The following is a 16,713-nucleotide window of genomic DNA, read 5'->3' on the forward strand; positions in this document are numbered from 1 at the left end:
TGTGGCCGCCGGTCAGCGCACGCGCCGCGTGGTTTCGCGCACGATCAGCTCCAACGGCGGCACTTCGCCGCGCGCTTCCTCGCCGTTGATGATGCGCAGCAGCGCCTGGGTGGCGATGCGGCCGATGTCATACAAGGGCTGGCGTATAGTGGTTAAAGGCGGCGTCGTATACGAGGAGCCGGGCAAATCGTCGAAGCCGACCAGCGAGATGTCGTCCGGCACGCGGATGCCCTTGCGGTACAGCGCCAGCCGCGCGCCATAGGCGCTCAGGTCGTTGGCGGCGAACACGCCGGTAAATTGCTGGCCGGTGTCGAACAGGCGGTTCATGGCCAGCATGCCGCTGGCCTCGTGGTAGTTGCCCTCGACGATCAGCTCGGGATTGAACGGGATATTGGCTTCCTGCAGCGCGCGCGTGTAGCCGGCCAGGCGTTCGGCGGCGTCGATATTGTTGGACGGCCCGGAAATGAAGGCGATGTTGCGGTGGCCCAGCTCGATCAGGTGGTGGACCGCCAGGTAGGCGCCGTATTCGTTGTCGAGCTTGAAGCCCAGCGCGGTGCGGGTCTGCAGCGCGCGGCCGGTCGAGACGATGGGGCGCTGGCCGGAAAAGCCCAGCACCGTCTGGTCCGACATGCGGCCCGACAGCAGGATGATGCCGTCGACCTTGCGCGCCAGCAGCAGACGGATGCGCTCCGCTTCCTCTTCCGCGTTCCAGTGGCCGCTGACGATGACCGAGGCGTAGCCGGTGCCCTTCAAGCCGTCGTCGACGCCGCGCAGCGTTTCGTCGAAGAACGGCGAGGAAATGTCCTGCACCACGATGCCGATGGTCATCGAGCGGCCTTTTTTCAGGCCCTGCGCCATCTGGTTGGGCGCGAAGTTCATCTTGTCGATGGCGGCCAGCACTGCCTGGCGCTTGTCGTCCGACACCCTGGCGGTGCCGTTGAGGATGCGTGAAACGGTACTGGGCGACACGCCCGCCTGGCGGGCTACATCCATCAAAGTCGACGGGCCGGAAGGGTGTGGGGTGTCTGCCAAGGTGATTCCTGTTTTAATTATGGTGATATTTATGAAAACCTTTTCGGCGAAAGATTACCATAAATCGCGGCGGTCTTCGCCAAATCGTCGGATCGCGGCACATTGACTTTCATCCGGATACGGTATTTAATGAAAAGCATGCTTGAAAACGTTTTCATAACTTGAGTGACATATAATCAAGTCGCCAGCAAAGAACCTCGGAACACCTGAGAAAGACTAGGAAGAGACATGAAACGCGAATCTTTTTCGCACCTCGCGAACGGCCCGCGCCTGCTGGCCGACATCGGCGGCAGCAGCGCCAGTTTCGGCCTGGAGACGGCGCCCAACCAGATCGACGCGATCTGGGTCACCGAGTGCGCCGCCTATCCGACCTTGGGCGCGGCGCTGGTGGCCTATCTGTCGCAGCCGGCCACGGTGGCGGCGGGCGGATACCAGGCCCGCTTCGCCGGCATCGCCATCGCCAATCCCATCGACGGCGACTGGGTGACGATGACCAATCACCACTGGTCGTTCTCGATCGAGGCGGTGTGTTCGCAATTCAGCCTGAAGTCGCTGGTGGTGGTGAACGACTTCACCGCGCTGGCCAGCGCCTTGCCCTACTTGGCGCCGGAAAACAAGCACCAGGTCGGCGGCGGCGTGGCGCGCATCGGCGCCACCATCGGCCTGGTCGGCGCGGATGCTGGGCTGGGCGTGTCGGGCCTGGTGCCCGGCGGCGACCGCTGGATCGCCATCGACAGCGAAGGAGGGCACAGCACCTTCGCGCCGATGAACGAGCGCGAGATCGACATCCTGCGCTACGCGCGGCGCTACCACGATCATGTGTCGAGCGAGCGGCTGGTGTCGGGCATCGGCATCGTGCTGACCTACCGCGCGCTGGCCGAGCGGGCGCACATCGAGCCGCAGAACTTGACGACGTCGCAGATCATGGAGCGCGGGATGCACCGGCTCGATCCGGTCTGCGAGGAGACGCTGGTGGCGTTTTGCGAGATGCTGGGGACGGTGGCCGGCAACGTCGCGCTGACCTTGGGCGCCAAGGGCGGCATCTACATCGGCGGCCGCACGGTGCTGCAGATGAGCGACTTCTTCGAACGCTCCGGCTTCCGCGCGCGCTTCGAGCAGAAGGGGCGCTTCTCGGATTATCTGTCGCATATCCCGACTTATGTGATCACCGAAAAACATCCGGTGCTGACCGGCATGTCGGCGATGTTGTCGGCGGGCTGACGTCCGACCCGCGCAGGCGGCGCTATCCTACTGTCGGTTTCGCCTTCGGGTGACACAATGGTTGCTCTATCATCGCGAGGGAGAACCATCATGGCGGCAATCATCAACCGGGCATGCGGCCTCGCTGCATTTTGCCTGGCCTGCGGCTTCGGCGCGGGAGTTCAGGCGCAAACCAAGGATGCCGTCCAGCCGACCGGCACCGCCGGATCGACCGCGTTCCAGCCCAAGGGGGCGGCGCGTGGCGAGGTGGAAGCCGCCACGGGGCCCCAGAACGGCAATGATGGATCGCAGCAGGCGGCCTCCAAGCCTGGGTTCGACAACAAGCCGCCCAAAGGGGCGAAGGCTGATTGCCATCGGCCGCAGGGCGGGGTGGACGCCAGCGGCGGAGAAAACATCGGATCTTCCAGCAAGGACAACACATCCTGCACGCGCAAGGCCGGCAAACCCGCGATCAAGAAGTAGACCTGACGGGGCGACCAGGCGGATTCAATGGTTTGTCGCTGCCTGCGGGTTTTTATTGCGGAGTTTCCGGCGCCCGATATGCGCGCTTTGTCACAGGGACTGCTGCACCGACTCCACGCCGACTTGGGCGCTGCCCTCGGCCAGGCGCAGGTTCAGGGTGCTGTGCGGCTTCAGCTGCGCCGGTGCGCGCACGATGGCGCCTTTGTCGTCGGTGACGATGGCGTAGCCGCGTTCCAGCGTGCGCTGTGGATTCAACAGTTCCAGCTGCGACGACAGCGCCGTCAGCGCATCGCGGCGCTGCGCCAGCTGGCGCGTCACGCTGATGCCGGCGCGGTGCTGCAGGCCCGCCAGCGCGGAACGCGCCGCCGTCACGTCCGGCTTGCGGGCGCCGAGGCGGCCGCTCAGGCGATCGAGCTGGAAGCGCGCTTGCGACAAGGGCTGGCGGTTGGCGTGCATCATCGCGGTGGACAGGGCCAGCAGGCGCAGGCGCTGCTGCTTGATCTGCGCGCCGGGGTTCAGCAGCCGGCGCGCGTAGTTATCCAGCGTTTGCGCGGCGTCGCCGACGCCGCGGCGCATCGCGCGGCGCAGGTCGACCACGTCCGCGCGCAGCGACGCCATCCAGTCCGCGCGCGGCGTGACGGCCAGTTCGGCCGCGGCGGTCGGCGTGGCGGCGCGCAGGTCGGCGGCGAAATCGCAGATCGTAAAATCGGTTTCGTGGCCGACGCCGGAAATCACCGGCATGCGGCAGTTGGCCACCGCGTAGGCCACATCCTCGTCATTGAACGACCACAGGTCCTCGATGCTGCCGCCGCCCCGGCAGACGATCAGCACGTCGCAGTCGTCGCGCAGCGAGGCCGTGTCGATGGCGGCGGCGATTTTCTGCGCCGCGCCCTGGCCCTGCACCGGTGTCGGATACAGCACGATGTTCACATGGGCCGCGCGCCGTTTCAGCGCCGTCAGCACGTCGCGCAGCGCCGCCGCCTGCGGGCTGGTGACGATGCCGATGGTGCGCGGGAACAGCGGCAAGGCGCGCTTGCGCTCCGGATGGAACAGGCCCGCCGCGTCCAGCTTTTCCTTCAGCCGCTGGAACGCTTCAAACAGCGAGCCGACGCCGGCGCGGCGTATCGCCTCCACATTGATCTGGTAGTCGCCGCGCGCGCCGTACAAGGTGACCAGCGCCCGCACTTCGACCTTGTCGCCTTCGCGCGGAATGAAGCCGGCATATTGCGCGCGGCCGCGGAACATCACCGCGCGCACCTGGGCCGCGTCGTCCTTGAGCGTGAAGTACCAGTGGCCGGAACTGGCCTTGGTGAAATTCGATACCTCGCCGGATATCCACGTCAGGGGGAAGGAGCGTTCCAGCAGCCGCGCCACCGCCTGGTTGAGCGCGGTAACGGTCATCACGGGGGCGGCGGCTGGGGCGGAATCGGTGCGGTCGTCGAAGTTCATTGATTTCAAAAAAGGAAACTATCCACACTATGCTGTTTCGGTCACACAGCGGTCATAGAGTATCTAAAGCAGCAAGTATTATAGGTAAATATTTGATTTTAAAAGGTAAACTTTTCTGCCGTATTTGCGTGCAATGAGGAAAAACCCTTATGGATCAAGTACTTTGCGTCGGCCACTCATGGTTACGCACAAAGTTATCCACAAAAGATGTGCGAAACTTTGGTGAGCGATAGTTATTTTCTTCTTGTTGATTTTGTAATGCTCAAAATTTACGCAAGGAAAGTATATTGTGACAAATCAATGACTTATGTTACAGGTGGGGCCATTACGCACACTTTTATCCACAGAATTTGTGCAAAACTTCGGACTTGCCCCCAGCCGGTGTTGGCCGCTGAATATCCCGCGGCAGGCAGGCCGGCCAGCTTCGGCGGGGTGTTGGGGATAAAAAACCGCTTGCTTCATTTTTACGCATGGCAATAAATCTGATATAAATCAATGACTTTGATCAGCGTGCCCGGCCTTGCTAACAATCTTATCCACACAAAATGTGCAGAAGTCAGTCCTTGTTGCCGATAGGCAGACATTATCGGTAGCGGCGCCATCCAGTCTTATCGAAAACGCCATTTCTCCTATGAAAAGTGGTCGAAAAGCACAGTCTGCTTGATTTTTACTCACGGCAAAAATTCCCTTATAAATCAAGGCTCTTTCACGATGCGGGAAGCGTTGCTAACAATCTTATCCACATTTAGTGTGCAGAAGTCCACATCCATACCAGTGCAACAAAGCAAGGTTTTTACTGCGATTTTTTTACGCATGGAAAAAATATCCTTATAAATCAAGGGCTTTGTATACGATGGGCTTCCTTGCTAACAGTCTTATCCACAATTTATGTGCAGAAGTGTGCAGAAGTTTTGGCTTTGCCACTTTTGGTGGCTGAAAAAGCGCCCAACCCTCCGTATGCCAGATTTTTACGCATGGAAAGAATACTGATTAAAATCAAGGGAGTAGGGCGGCATGGCATGTCTTGCTCACAATCTTATCAACAGAATATGGGCATAAGTGGGCACAACATTCGTCCATGCCTGATGGCGGCCGCGAGCGCGGGTGAATCGACACTTGCCGAGTGCCGCCCAACAAGATACATTGCGCCTTCGGGTGTTTATCTAGACAGGAGTTCGTTTTGCTCGCCATATTACAAGCTGCAGGTTGGCCTATCTGGTTGTTGCTGGTCGCATCGATCGTTGCGACGGCCCTGATCATCGAACGTTTGCTCTACCTGCGCCGCAGCAAGATCCTGCCGAAGAAGCTGCTGGACGAGGTGGTGCAGGTCTACCGCGGCGGCAACATCACCCCCGACATCATCGACAAGCTGGAAAAGAGTTCGCCGCTGGGCGTCGTGCTGTCGGCGGCGCTGCGCAATATCGAATCGCCGCGCGACGTGATGAAGGAGTCCATCGAGGAGGCCGGCAGCGGCGTGGCCCACATGCTGGAACGCTTCCTGACCACGCTGGGCACCATCGCGACCCTGGCGCCGCTGATGGGCCTGTTCGGCACGGTGGTCGGCATGATCGAGATCTTCGGCGCGCAAAACGCCACCGGTTCCAATCCGGCGCAACTGGCGCACGGCATTTCGGTGGCCCTGTATAACACCGGCTTCGGCCTGGCGATCGCGATGCCGACCTTGGTCTTCTATCGCCACTTCCGCGCGCTGGTGGACAGCTTCATCATCGAGATGGAGCAGCAGGCGGTGAAGTTCGTCGATGTCGTGCACCTCAAGCGCAAGTAAGGACCCGGCATGAATTTCCGCAAAGGCCGGCACCGCGAGGATCCCGAGATCAACCTGATCCCGTTCATCGACGTGCTGCTGGTGATCCTGATCTTCCTGATGGTGACCACCACCTACAGCAAGTTCACCGAGCTGCAGATCACGCTGCCCACTGCCGACGCGCAGAAGGCGACCGACAAGCCGTTCGAACTGAACGTGACGGTGGACGCCAAGGGCAACTACACGATCAACGGCGAGCCGGTGTCGTTCCACGACGTGGCCGGTTTCGCGCAGGCGATGAAGAGTGCCGCCGACAAGGGCGGCGCGGCGGGCAAGTCGCCGGTGGTGATCGTCAACGCCGACCAGTTCGCGATGCACCAGATGGTCATCAACGTGATGGAAGCGGCGCGCATCGCGGGCTATGAAAAGCTGACCTTCGCCGCGCAGACCAGTGCCGCAAAATAATATGTGAACGTCATTCCCGCGCAGGCGGGAATCCATGCTGAACGTCCGGAGCCGATGTTCTATGGATTCCCGCCTGCGCGGGAATGACGCAGTTCGCCAAGGCTCCTTAATTTTGCTAAACCATCCTCCTTCCAAATCGTCTGCGCTCGAAACGACGCTGACGCGCAACTGGCTGCGGCGCGGGCCGCTGGCCTGCGCCTTGTGGCCGGTGTCGCTGGTGTTTGGCGCGCTCAGCGGCTTGCGGGCGGCCATGTTCCGTGCCGGCTGGCTGAAGTCGTCGCGGCTGCCGGTGCCGGTGGTCGTGGTGGGGAATATCTACATCGGCGGCACCGGCAAGACGCCGCTGACCATCTGGCTGGTGCAGGCGCTGCAGGCAGCCGGCATGAAGCCGGGCGTGATTTCGCGCGGCCATGGCAGCAGTGCCGACGGCGCGCGCGAAGTGGGCGCCGCATCGACGCCGGCGCAGGTGGGCGACGAGCCGCTGCTGATCAAGCAGAGAACCGGCTGTCCGGTGATGGTGGGGCGCGACCGCGCCGCGACCGGACGCGCGCTTTTGGCGGCGCATCCGGAGGTGGACATCCTGTTGACCGACGACGGCCTGCAGCATTACGCGCTGCAGCGTGATATCGAGATCATCCTGTTCGACGGCCGTGGCGCCGGCAATGGCTGGCTGCTGCCGGCCGGGCCGCTGCGGGAGCCCGTCTCGCGCCGCCGCGATTTCACCGTCATCAACACGCCGCGGCTTGACGCCGGACTGGCGGCCGCCGTCGGCGCGCACCGTGGCGCCCCGGCGCCGATCCAGATGGTCCTTGCCGGCGACCACGCCGAGCAGCTGCGCGACCGCGGCGTGCGCCGCACGCTGGCCGAGTTGGCCGGGTTGGCGAGCAGCGGCGCCGGCCTGCGCATCGCGGCGGCGGCCGGCATCGGCAATCCCGCGCGCTTTTTCGGCATGCTGAAAGCGGCCGGCTTGCGCATCACCGAACTGCCTCTGCCCGATCATCACGACTTCCAGGACCGTCCATTTGCCGCCCTCGATGCGGACCTGATCTTGATGACCGAGAAGGATGCAGTAAAATGTGCGCAAATTGAAGAACTCAGAGATGACCCGCGACTATGGGTCGTCCCGGTCACCGCGCGCATCGATAGCGCGCTGGCCGACCAAATTGTGGAGAAATGTCGTGGACGCTCGATTGCTTGATATCCTGGTTTGCCCGGTCTGCAAAGGCCCCCTGGAGTACGATAAAAAAGCCCAGGAAATGATCTGCAAGGGCGACCGCCTGGCATATCCGATCCGTGACGGCATCCCCATCATGTGGGCCGACGAGGCCCGCACGCTGCAGGACAAGGCGGAATAAGCTCGTGTCTTCAGTATCCCCGTTCATCGTCATCATCCCGGCCCGCCTGGCCTCGACCCGCCTGCCGAACAAGCCGCTGGCCGACCTGGGCGGCAAGCCCATGGTGGTGCGCGTGGCCGAGCGCGCGCAGCAGGCCGGCGCGGCCCGCATCATCGTCGCCACCGACCACGAAGACATCCGCGCCGCCTGCGAGCGGCACGGCGTCGAAGTCTGCATGACCCGTTCCGACCATCCGTCCGGCACCGACCGCATCGCCGAGGTGGCGCGCGCGCTGAACCTGGCGGCCGACGCGGTCGTCGTCAACCTGCAGGGCGACGAGCCGCTGATCGACCCGGCGCTGCTGCAAGCGGCCGCGTCGCGCATCAACGCCGGCGTGCCGATGTCCACCTGCGCCCATCCGCTGCACGACGCCGCCGACGCCTTCAACCCCAACGTGGTCAAGGTGGTGCTGGACAAGGCGGGCCGGGCGCTTTATTTTTCGCGCGCGACCATACCCTGGAACCGCGACGCCTTTGCGCAGTCCAAAGACACACTGCCTGCCGCTTACGTGCCGCTCCGTCACATCGGACTGTACGCCTACCGCAACGACTTCCTGCAAGCCTACCCGGCGCTGGAAGTGTCGCCGCTGGAATCGATCGAAGCGCTGGAGCAGTTGCGCGTGCTGTGGCACGGTTATCCCATCGCGGTCCATGTGACCGACACGGCCCCCGCGGCCGGAGTGGATACGCCGGAAGACCTCGTTCGCGTACGGCAATTCTATTGATTTGCATCAAAAGGCGCGTCAGCCAGTAGTCAGTTACGGCTGATATAACGAAAGCAACAGTGCGGTATTCATACGGAATATCTCTCTGGGCCCGGATTTAGCCAGCTAAGAACGGTACAAACCGTCATAAATTGGCGTTGAGACAAAGTTTTGTGGTAAGTTTCGTACGATCCGATACCAACTAACCCACCCAATATCTGTTTTTTAGGAATTTTTCATGCGTCTTATTCTTTTAGGAGCACCAGGTGCCGGCAAGGGCACCCAGGCTAATTTCATCAAAGAAAAATATAACATCCCGCAAATCTCCACCGGCGACATGCTGCGTGCTGCAATCAAGGCGGGTACGGAGTTGGGCATGGCCGCCAAGAAGGTGATGGACGAGGGCGGTTTGGTATCGGACGACATCATCATCGGCCTGGTCAAGGATCGCCTGGCCCAGCCGGACTGCGCCAACGGCTACCTGTTCGACGGCTTCCCGCGTACCGTCGCCCAGGCGGACGCGATGAAGGATGGCGGCGTCAAGGTCGACTACGTGCTGGAAATCGCCGTGCCGGACGAATCGATCATCGAACGCATGGATGGCCGCCGCTGCCACCCGGGTTCGGGCCGCGTCTACCATATCAAGTTCAATCCACCCAAGGTCGACGGCAAGGACGATATCACCGGCGAAGACCTGGTGCAGCGTCCCGACGACAAGGCGGAAACCGTCAAGAAACGTCTGGAGGTCTACCACAACCAGACCGAAGTGCTGTTGGGTTACTACAATAGCTGGGCACAATCGGGCCAGCCTGGCGCGCCGAAATACCGCCGCATTGAGGGCGTCGGCCCCGTGGAGCAAATTCGCGACAGCGCGTTTGCAGCGCTGGCGGAATAAGCGGTAAAGTAGAGCGGACCGAGTGTCCGCTTTTTTTGCGCCCAAAATCGGCTGGATGCCGTCCCGTTTTATGAAGTTTTGCAGTTCGCAGGTTTAGTTGGCTGCGCTTGCCTACCCGGCGGGCGTTGGTTTTCTGAAGTGTGGTTTGTAGGCTCGATCAATAAAAACAAGGGGACACTATGGCAGCTAGTCTTTGGTTAGCAGTTGCGTGCGGCGTTATCGCCGTGGTTTATGGTTTGTGGTCCAGAAGCTGGATACTCAGTCAGGACGCGGGCAATCCGCGCATGCAGGAAATCGCGCTGGCCATCCAGCAGGGCGCCGCCGCCTACCTGGTGCGCCAGTACCGCACCATCGCCATCGTCGGCGTGGTGCTGCTCATACTCATTGCAGTTTTACTCGACATGCATACCGCGATCGGCTTCCTGATCGGCGCGGTGTTGTCCGGCGCCTGCGGCTTCATCGGCATGAACGTCTCGGTGCGCGCCAACGTGCGCACCGCGCAGGCGGCCACCAAGGGCATGAACGAGGCGCTCAACGTCGCCTTCAAGGGCGGCGCGATCACCGGCATGCTGGTGGTCGGCCTGGGCCTGCTGGGCGTGGTGCTGTTCTATATGTTCCTCACCATGGTGGCCTCGACCGCCGTGCCCAATCCGAACATGACGCCGCACGACGTCATCAAGCCGCTGATCGGCCTGGCCTTCGGCGCATCGCTGATTTCGATCTTCGCCAGGCTGGGCGGGGGTATCTTCACCAAGGGCGCGGACGTCGGCGCCGATCTGGTGGGCAAGGTGGAGGCGGGCATCCCGGAGGATGATCCGCGCAACCCGGCGGTGATCGCCGATAACGTCGGCGACAACGTCGGCGATTGCGCCGGCATGGCGGCCGACCTGTTTGAAACCTACGTCGTGACGCTGATCGCGACCATGCTGCTGGGCGCCTTGCTGATCACGTCGGCGCCGACGTCGGCCATCGTCTATCCGCTGCTGCTGGGCGCGGTGTCCATCATCGCCTCCATCATCGGCTGCTCGATGGTCAAGGCCAAGCCGGGCAAGAAAATCATGTCGGCGCTGTACACCGGCCTGTGGTGGGCGGCCGGCTTGTCGCTGGTCGGCTTTGCCGTCGTCACCTGGCAGATCTGGCCTGACGAAGCCATGCGCATGAAGATGATGGGCTGCACCGTGGTCGGCATCGTGCTGACCGGCCTGATGGTCTACATCACCGAGTACTACACCGGCACCGATTTCCATCCGGTGCGCCATATTGCCGAAGCGTCGACCACCGGCCACGGCACCAACATCATCGCCGGCCTGGGCGTGTCGATGAAGTCGACCGCCTATCCGGTGCTGGCGGTGTGCGCGGCGATCCTGGTGTCCTACCAGCTGGGCCAGTTGTACGGCGTGGCGATCGCCGCGACGTCGATGCTGTCGATGGCGGGCATCGTCGTGGCGCTGGACGCCTACGGACCGATCACCGACAACGCCGGCGGCATCGCCGAAATGGCCGGCATGCCGGAATCGGTGCGCGCCATCACCGATCCGCTGGACGCGGTGGGCAACACCACCAAGGCCGTCACCAAGGGCTATGCGATCGGTTCGGCCGGCCTGGCCGCGCTGGTGCTGTTCGCCGACTACACGCACGCGCTGGAATCGCGCGGGCAAAGCATCACCTTCGACCTGTCGAACCCGATGGTGATCGTCGGCCTGATCATCGGCGGCCTGATTCCCTACCTGTTCGGCGCGATGGCGATGGAGGCCGTGGGCCGCGCCGCCGGCGCCGTGGTGGTGGAAGTGCGGCGCCAGTTCCGCGACATCAAGGGCATCATGGAAGGCACGGCCAAGCCGGAATACGACAAGGCGGTCGACATGCTGACCGCGTCGGCGATCAAGGAAATGATCATCCCGTCGCTGCTGCCGGTGGCGGTGCCGATCGTGGTCGGCATGCTGCTGGGCGCGGCCGCGCTGGGCGGCATGCTGATGGGGACCATCGTCACCGGCCTGTTCGTGGCGATCTCGATGACCACCGGCGGCGGCGCCTGGGACAACGCCAAGAAGTACATCGAGGACGGCCACTTCGGCGGCAAGGGTTCCGACGCGCACAAGGCGGCGGTCACCGGCGACACCGTCGGCGATCCGTACAAGGACACGGCCGGTCCGGCGGTCAATCCGCTGATCAAGATCATCAACATCGTCGCGCTGCTGCTGGTGCCGCTGCTGCCGGCGTCGGGTTGGCTGGCGGTAACGGTGCCGGCACCGGTCGCCGCGCACACGGCGATGCCGCCGCCGGCGATGATGATGGCCCCCGGGGCCGGCATGATGGCGCCGGCCGATGCTCCGCCTCCGCCACCGCCGGCGACGGAAGCGCAGCCGGTGCCCGCCAAGTAAGCGTTACGAATTGTTTCAGTGGCTTCCCTCCTGTGCCACACCTGCTAATAATGGAAGGTGTAGCACTACGCGAGGGAATGCCATGAACATGTTGAAACCGGCGCTGACGCTGGCGTTTCTGCTGGGTGCGCTGCTCAGCCCTGACGCGTGGGCGCAGCATGGCCATGGGGGCGGCGGCCATGGCCATTTCCAGGGCGGCGGTCATAATCATTTCCACGGCGGACCAGGCGGCCACGGCTACTATCACGGGCGCGGCCATGGTTACGTACGCGGCGGCATCATTGTCGGCGCGCCGCTGTACTGGCCGCGTTACGGCTACCTCGATCCCTACTATTACTACACGCCGGGCTACTATGTCGGCGCGCCGTGGTATCTGCCGCCCGGCGACGCGGCCGTGTACGCCGGGCCGGGGACGCGGCGGCTGTACTACTGCGACAATCCCAGAGGCTACTATCCCAATGTGGACGCCTGTCTGGTGCCATGGCGCGTGGTGATCGGTACCGTGGTGCCGCCGCCATGACCCCGCGCACCGCGCTGCTGATATTGTCGCTGGCGCTGCCCGGCGCAATGCCGACGCTGGCGGCCGCCCAGTCGCCGGCGCCCGCAGCCGCCAAGCCGGCGTCCGAGTTGCGGGATTACGCCAGCCTGCCGGTCTGCAAGCTCAGCGCGGACGGCAAGCACCTGGCGGTGGAGCCGTGCCGCACCGCGCCGGCGCGGGTGCCGATGCCGCGCCGTCCGGTGCCGCAGATCGTCCAGCGCATGCCGGTCGTCAAGCAGGCGCCGCAAGTGGCGATGCCGGCCATGCCGCCATCGCCGTCGCTGCAAACCCTGCTCAATCCGCCCAACGCCCCGCAAGCGGTGAACGGCTGCGGCCCCACCGGCTGCAACGACGCCAGCGGCACCCACCTCAACCAGGCCGGCCCCGGCACCGTAATCATGCCCTCCGGCAAAACCTGCAGCCGCAACGGCGCCGTAGTGCAGTGCTGACAGGTTTTCCTCATCGCCGCCGAAAAATTCGCTACAATTGCGATGTGACGTTTACGTAAACGTCAAACACCAACAAGACAGGGGACGGGCATGCAAATTCAGGACAATGTATTCATCATCACCGGCGGTGCTTCGGGCCTGGGCGCCGCCACGGCGCGCATGATCGCGGAACAGGGCGGCAAGGTCGTGCTGGCCGATGTGCAGGTCGAGCCGGGCCAGGCGCTGGCCGCCGAACTCAAGGGCGTGTTCGTCAAGTGCGACGTCACCTCGGAAGCGGACGGCAAGGCCGTCATCGACGCAGCCGCGGCGCTGGGCACGCTGCGCGGCCTGGTCAATTGCGCAGGCGTGGCGCCGGCCGTCAAGACCGTCGGCAAGGAAGGCCCGCACCCGCTGGACGTATTCCAGCGCACCATCAACATCAACCTGGTCGGCACCTTCAACATGGCCCGCCTGGCCGCCGATGCCATGAGCAAGACCGCCCCCACCGACAGCGGCGAACGCGGCGTCATCATCAATACCGCCTCGGTCGCCGCCTACGACGGCCAGATCGGCCAGGCCGCCTACGCCGCATCGAAAGCCGCCGTGGTCGGCCTGACCTTGCCGATGGCGCGCGACCTGTCGCGCAACGCCATCCGCGTGATGACCATCGCCCCCGGCATCTTCGAAACCCCGATGTTGATGGGCATGCCGACCGAAGTGCGCGACGCGCTGGGCGCCATGGTGCCGTTCCCGCCGCGCCTCGGCAAGCCGTCCGAATACGCACAGCTGGCCCGCAGCATCATCGAGAACGCCATGCTGAACGGCGAATCGATCCGCCTCGACGGCGCCATCCGCATGCAGCCGAAGTAAAACTTACTGCACGATTTCGTGTACGATGCCAGAGTGATCGGGCGCGCGGCCCAGGCCGCGCGCCTTTTATTTTGGAGAGTCCATGATACGTTTGAAGACACTGGCTTTAAGCCTCGCCGTGCTGGGCGCGCTGCACATGCCGGCCCACGCACAACGCACCACCGCCGACGCGGCGCCCGAAATCGCCACCGGCTACACGGCCAAAGCCGGCAAGTCCTCGCAAAAATTCATGGTGGCGGCGGCCAATCCGCTGGCCACGCAAGCCGGTTATCAAATGCTCAAGCAGGGCGGCGCTGCGATCGACGCCGCCATCGCCACCCAGCTGGTGCTGACCCTGGTCGAGCCGCAATCGTCCGGCATCGGCGGCGGCTCCTTCCTGCTGTACTCCGACGGCAAACACGTGCAATCCTACGACGGCCGCGAAACCGCGCCCGCCTCGGCGGACGAACACCTGTTCCAGGACAAGGACGGCAAGGCGGTCTCGCGCGAGATCGGCGTCATCGGCGGCCGCTCGGTCGGCGCGCCCGGCGTGCTGCGCATGCTGGAGCTGGCGCACAAGGAGCACGGCAAGCTGCCGTGGAAGGCCCTGTTCGCGCCCGCCATCAAGCTGGCGGAGGATGGCTTCAACGTCAGCCCGCGCCTGAACGCGCTGCTGTCGTGGGATAAATACCTGGCCCGCGACCCGGTCGCCCGCGCCTACTTCTTCGACCAGGACGGCAAGCCGCGTCCGGTAGGCTACCTGCTGAAAAATCCCGAGCTGGCGCGCACGCTGCGCGAAATCGCCGACGGCGGCGCCGACGCCTTCTACAAGGGCCGCATCGCCAACGACATCGCGGCCAAGGTGGCGTCGCATCCGACCAATCCGGGCAAGCTGACCGCCGCCGACATCGCCGGCTACCAGGCCAAGGAGCGCGCGCCGGTCTGCAGCGACTACAAGGCCTGGACCGTGTGCGGCGCGCCGCCGCCGTCGTCCGGCGGCATCGCCATCGCGCAGATGCTGGGCATCCTCGAAGTGAAGGACATCAGCCCGTACAAGCCGGTCAACGGCCAGCTGACGGCCGAAGGCATCCACCTGTTCACTGAAGCGGGCCGCCTGGCCTACGCGGACCGCAACCGCTATCTCGCCGACACCGACTTCGTGCCGCTGCCGGGCAAGGGCATCGCCGCCATGCTGGACAAGGGCTACCTGGCGCAGCGCGCGGCGCTGATCGGCGAAAAATCGATGGGCGTGGCCAAATACGGCACGCCGGCCACGATGCAGGTGGCCTGGGGCGCCGACACCGCGATCGACAAGCCATCCACCTCGCACCTGGTGGCGGTGGATGGCTTCGGCGGCGGCCTGTCGATGACCACCTCGGTGGAAGACGCCTTCGGCGCGCGCCAGATGGTCGACGGCTTCATGCTCAACAACCAGCTGACCGACTTCTCCTTCGATTCTCAGGATGAAAACGGCCCGATCGCCAACCGCGTGCAGGCCGGCAAACGCCCGCGCAGCGCGATGTCGCCGACGCTGGTGTTCGACAAGGGCACGCACAAGCTGGTGCTGGCCACCGGTTCGCCGGGCGGCTCGGCCATCATCAACTACGTGGCCAAGGTGCTGGTCGGCACGCTGGACTGGCAGTTGAATGTCCAGCAGGCCATCAGCCTGCCCAACCTCGGCAGCCGCAACGGCCCGACCGAGCTGGAGGCGGGACGCGTCAGCCCGGCCGTGATCGAGCAGCTGAAGGCGCGCGGCCACCAGGTGCGCGAATTCGAGCAGAACTCAGGCCTGCAGGGCATCCAGCGCCGTACCGTCAACGGCAAGGATGAGTGGTTCGGCGGCGCCGATCCGCGCCGCGAAGGCATCGTGCTGGGAGACTAAAATCCTCCCCAAATCCGGCAGACCCTGCTAATCTTGTCGAATGGGAATTCAAAAGAAAACAGGACTGATCCTGACGGGCGGTGGTGCCCGCGCCGCCTACCAGGTCGGCGTGCTGCAGGCAATCTCGGAAATACTGTGGGAAGCGGGCTGGCCGCCGGCGCGCAACCCCTTCGACATCATCTGCGGCACCTCGGCCGGCGCCATCAACGCCACCGCGCTGGCCTGCCGCGCCGACAACTTCGGCGAGGGCGTGCAGAAGCTGCTCGACGTGTGGCAGAACATCGAGGTCGAACAGGTCTACCGCGCCGATTCGCTGGGCGTGATCCGCTCCGGCGCGCGCTGGCTGTCCTTGCTGTCGTTCGGCTGGCTGCTGCGCAAGTGGCGCGCCGCGCCGCCCGCCTCGCTGCTGGACAATACGCCGCTGGTCGGCCTGCTGCACCGCATGCTCGACCTGCCGCGGCTGGACTCCGTGCTGTCCGAAGGCCTGCTGCACGCGCTGGCCGTCACCGCCTCGTCCTACACCGCCGGCAACCACCTGACCTTTTACCAGACCGCCGCCGACATCGTGCCGTGGATACGCATGCAGCGCGTGGCCCTGCAGGACCAGATCGGCGTCGAGCATCTGCTGGCGTCGTCGGCGATCCCGTTCATCTTCCCGGCCACACCGCTGTACATGGGCGGCCACCGGGAATACTGCGGCGACGGTTCGATGCGCCAGCTGGCGCCGATCTCGCCGGCCATCCACCTCGGCGCGTCCAAGGTGCTGGTGGTCGGCGCCGGCCGCCTGACCGAGCCGGCCCGCAGCGCCGCCGAAAAGAGCGCGGCGCGCTATCCCAGCCTGGCGCAGATCGCCGGCCACGCGATGTCGTCGATCTTCCTCGACAGCCTGGCCGTCGACATCGAGCGGCTGGAGCGGGTCAACAAGACCTTGTCGATGCTGCCGCCGGAGCTGCTGGAGAAAACCCCGCTCAAGCCGGTGCAGCTGCTGGTGATCGCGCCGTCCGAGCGGCTCGACGATATCGCCAGCCGCCACATCGCCAGCCTGCCGGCGCCGATACGCACCATGCTGTCCGGGATAGGAGCGACCGAAACGCGCGGCGCCGCACTCGCTTCGTACCTGCTGTTCGAATCGACATATACTTGCGAGTTGATCCGGCTCGGACAGCGCGACACGCAGGCGCGCAAGGACGATGTGCTGGCCTTCTTCGAATCCTGAATCCAGGGTTTTATCTGATTAACGGGGCTCCCT

The 16,713-nt window shown here is 64.1% G+C and carries 16 protein-coding genes; 14 read left to right on the forward strand and 2 right to left on the reverse strand.

Annotation, left to right across the window (positions count from 1 at the left end):
• Positions 1–12 precede the first annotated feature (12 nt).
• Positions 13–993: a LacI family DNA-binding transcriptional regulator gene (locus ACSQ3S_RS09570; RefSeq protein ID WP_176655230.1), complete on the reverse strand. Its 981-nt coding sequence runs from the start codon at positions 991–993 to the stop codon at positions 13–15.
• A gap of 267 nt (positions 994–1,260) precedes the next feature.
• Between ACSQ3S_RS09570 and glk the strand changes: the two genes are divergently transcribed.
• Together glk and ACSQ3S_RS09580 are read left to right on the forward strand one after the other, a co-directional pair.
• Entirely contained in the window at positions 1,261–2,253 is a 993-nt protein-coding gene (glk, locus tag ACSQ3S_RS09575; protein ID WP_436142225.1) for a glucokinase, read from the forward strand.
• Between the two features lie 90 nt (positions 2,254–2,343).
• Positions 2,344–2,715, forward strand: coding sequence for a hypothetical protein (locus ACSQ3S_RS09580; protein ID WP_436142226.1), 372 nt, complete (start codon positions 2,344–2,346; stop codon positions 2,713–2,715).
• 90 nt (positions 2,716–2,805) lie between these two features.
• On the opposite strand, the gene xseA is transcribed toward ACSQ3S_RS09580, so the two are convergent.
• Positions 2,806–4,164 carry an exodeoxyribonuclease VII large subunit gene (gene xseA, locus ACSQ3S_RS09585; protein ID WP_436142227.1) on the reverse strand — a complete coding sequence of 453 codons (1,359 nt, stop codon included), beginning with the start codon at positions 4,162–4,164 and terminating at the stop codon, positions 2,806–2,808.
• Between the two features lie 1,180 nt (positions 4,165–5,344).
• On the opposite strand from xseA, the gene ACSQ3S_RS09590 reads away from it, so the two are divergent.
• The 12 genes from ACSQ3S_RS09590 (at position 5,345) to ACSQ3S_RS09645 (ending at position 16,680) form a co-directional block, all read left to right on the forward strand.
• Complete coding sequence (locus ACSQ3S_RS09590) at positions 5,345–5,950, forward strand: MotA/TolQ/ExbB proton channel family protein (RefSeq protein WP_176655118.1); 606 nt, start codon at positions 5,345–5,347, stop codon at positions 5,948–5,950.
• Positions 5,951–5,959: 9 nt separating this feature from the next.
• A complete protein-coding gene (locus ACSQ3S_RS09595) occupies positions 5,960–6,394 on the forward strand; it encodes an ExbD/TolR family protein (RefSeq protein ID WP_176655119.1) in 435 nt (144 codons plus the stop codon).
• Positions 6,395–6,455: 61 nt separating this feature from the next.
• Positions 6,456–7,592, forward strand: a complete 1,137-nt coding sequence (gene lpxK, locus ACSQ3S_RS09600; protein ID WP_436142228.1) for a tetraacyldisaccharide 4'-kinase — start codon at positions 6,456–6,458, stop codon at positions 7,590–7,592.
• Positions 7,573–7,749, forward strand: a complete 177-nt coding sequence (locus ACSQ3S_RS09605) for a Trm112 family protein (RefSeq protein ID WP_008446346.1) — start codon at positions 7,573–7,575, stop codon at positions 7,747–7,749. The genes lpxK and ACSQ3S_RS09605 overlap by 20 nt, the downstream gene beginning before the upstream one ends.
• 4 nt (positions 7,750–7,753) lie before the next feature.
• Positions 7,754–8,512 carry a 3-deoxy-manno-octulosonate cytidylyltransferase gene (gene kdsB, locus ACSQ3S_RS09610; RefSeq protein WP_436142229.1) on the forward strand — a complete coding sequence of 253 codons (759 nt, stop codon included), beginning with the start codon at positions 7,754–7,756 and terminating at the stop codon, positions 8,510–8,512.
• Positions 8,513–8,729: 217 nt separating this feature from the next.
• Entirely contained in the window at positions 8,730–9,386 is a 657-nt protein-coding gene (gene adk / locus ACSQ3S_RS09615) for an adenylate kinase (protein WP_436142230.1), read from the forward strand.
• Positions 9,387–9,565: 179 nt separating this feature from the next.
• Positions 9,566–11,767: a sodium-translocating pyrophosphatase gene (locus ACSQ3S_RS09620; RefSeq protein ID WP_436142231.1), complete on the forward strand. Its 2,202-nt coding sequence runs from the start codon at positions 9,566–9,568 to the stop codon at positions 11,765–11,767.
• A gap of 82 nt (positions 11,768–11,849) precedes the next feature.
• The gene (locus ACSQ3S_RS09625) at positions 11,850–12,287 is read left to right on the forward strand and encodes a hypothetical protein (protein ID WP_353404221.1); all 438 of its coding nucleotides are present in this window, start codon (positions 11,850–11,852) and stop codon (positions 12,285–12,287) included.
• On the forward strand, positions 12,284–12,754 hold the full coding sequence (locus ACSQ3S_RS09630; protein WP_436142232.1) for a hypothetical protein: 471 nt from the start codon (positions 12,284–12,286) through the stop codon (positions 12,752–12,754). The genes ACSQ3S_RS09625 and ACSQ3S_RS09630 overlap by 4 nt, the downstream gene beginning before the upstream one ends.
• A 90-nt stretch (positions 12,755–12,844) precedes the next feature.
• Positions 12,845–13,603 carry an SDR family NAD(P)-dependent oxidoreductase gene (locus ACSQ3S_RS09635; RefSeq protein ID WP_436142233.1) on the forward strand — a complete coding sequence of 253 codons (759 nt, stop codon included), beginning with the start codon at positions 12,845–12,847 and terminating at the stop codon, positions 13,601–13,603.
• Between the two features lie 82 nt (positions 13,604–13,685).
• Positions 13,686–15,464: a gamma-glutamyltransferase gene (gene ggt / locus ACSQ3S_RS09640; protein ID WP_436142234.1), complete on the forward strand. Its 1,779-nt coding sequence runs from the start codon at positions 13,686–13,688 to the stop codon at positions 15,462–15,464.
• 40 nt (positions 15,465–15,504) lie between these two features.
• Entirely contained in the window at positions 15,505–16,680 is a 1,176-nt protein-coding gene (locus tag ACSQ3S_RS09645; protein ID WP_176655128.1) for a patatin-like phospholipase family protein, read from the forward strand.
• Positions 16,681–16,713 lie beyond the last annotated feature (33 nt).

The organism is Duganella sp. LjRoot269, assembly GCF_964254095.1.
GTDB classification, from domain to species: Bacteria; Pseudomonadota; Gammaproteobacteria; order Burkholderiales; family Burkholderiaceae_D; genus Rugamonas; species Rugamonas hordei.

Excerpts from the sequence above, each read along its gene's own strand:
- ACSQ3S_RS09580 (WP_436142226.1), top strand. The coding sequence starts at position 2,344 with ATGGCGGCAATCATCAACCGGGCATGCGGCCTCGCTGCATTTTGCCTG.
- ACSQ3S_RS09595 (WP_176655119.1), top strand. The coding sequence starts at position 5,960 with ATGAATTTCCGCAAAGGCCGGCACCGCGAGGATCCCGAGATCAACCTG.
- glk (WP_436142225.1), top strand. The coding sequence starts at position 1,261 with ATGAAACGCGAATCTTTTTCGCACCTCGCGAACGGCCCGCGCCTGCTG.
- ACSQ3S_RS09570 (WP_176655230.1), bottom strand. The coding sequence starts at position 993 with ATGGATGTAGCCCGCCAGGCGGGCGTGTCGCCCAGTACCGTTTCACGC.
- ACSQ3S_RS09630 (WP_436142232.1), top strand. The coding sequence starts at position 12,284 with ATGACCCCGCGCACCGCGCTGCTGATATTGTCGCTGGCGCTGCCCGGC.
- adk (WP_436142230.1), top strand. The coding sequence starts at position 8,730 with ATGCGTCTTATTCTTTTAGGAGCACCAGGTGCCGGCAAGGGCACCCAG.
- ACSQ3S_RS09645 (WP_176655128.1), top strand. The coding sequence starts at position 15,505 with ATGGGAATTCAAAAGAAAACAGGACTGATCCTGACGGGCGGTGGTGCC.
- lpxK (WP_436142228.1), top strand. The coding sequence starts at position 6,456 with ATGGATTCCCGCCTGCGCGGGAATGACGCAGTTCGCCAAGGCTCCTTA.
- ACSQ3S_RS09625 (WP_353404221.1), top strand. The coding sequence starts at position 11,850 with ATGAACATGTTGAAACCGGCGCTGACGCTGGCGTTTCTGCTGGGTGCG.
- ggt (WP_436142234.1), top strand. The coding sequence starts at position 13,686 with ATGATACGTTTGAAGACACTGGCTTTAAGCCTCGCCGTGCTGGGCGCG.
- xseA (WP_436142227.1), bottom strand. The coding sequence starts at position 4,164 with ATGAACTTCGACGACCGCACCGATTCCGCCCCAGCCGCCGCCCCCGTG.
- ACSQ3S_RS09635 (WP_436142233.1), top strand. The coding sequence starts at position 12,845 with ATGCAAATTCAGGACAATGTATTCATCATCACCGGCGGTGCTTCGGGC.
- ACSQ3S_RS09620 (WP_436142231.1), top strand. The coding sequence starts at position 9,566 with ATGGCAGCTAGTCTTTGGTTAGCAGTTGCGTGCGGCGTTATCGCCGTG.